Source organism: Bradyrhizobium sp. IC3195, assembly GCF_020193585.1.
GTDB lineage: Bacteria > Pseudomonadota > Alphaproteobacteria > Rhizobiales > Xanthobacteraceae > Bradyrhizobium > Bradyrhizobium yuanmingense.
This window is the reverse complement of record NZ_JADYVG010000107.1, coordinates 1-399: the sequence shown is the minus strand read 5'-3', so window position 1 is coordinate 399 and position 399 is coordinate 1. Positions and strand designations below refer to the sequence as shown.

The 399-nt window shown below is 42.1% G+C and carries 1 protein-coding gene; it reads right to left on the bottom strand.

Annotation, left to right across the window (positions count from 1 at the left end; translation table 11 throughout):
• Window positions 1-211: hypothetical protein (locus I6F09_RS37315; protein ID WP_225190217.1), on the bottom strand; the 211-nt coding region annotated here is incomplete at its 3' end.
• Window positions 212-399: the final 188 nt, after the last annotated feature.

The following is a 399-nucleotide window of genomic DNA, read 5'->3' as shown; positions in this document are numbered from 1 at the left end:
CTTTACTTATTACCAAATGAAAGGTATCTGGTATAGATGATAACTTATAGTTATACCCATCTGAACTTGAGGCTTCTTGTCCTTTCAGATCACCAATAATCCAGCATTCAGCGTTCGCTCCAAAAGAAGCAAATAATAAACCGGAGACAACCAATCGCTTCAATTGATTCACACCAACCCTCCCTTTAGCGTTGTTTAGAATGGCAATCATCATATATCCAAGACATGGCATTTGGTACATAGCTTGGGTCGGGATTTCAAATCCGCCCCCGTTGATGGGGTCGTTACATTACGCGCATATCCGCTTTATGTGAAACAGGAAGATTTTTCTGATATCACTGCCACAGCAAAACACCAATTTCGAGACAAGTACGCGCGCGAGGGGTATCAGTTGCAAAA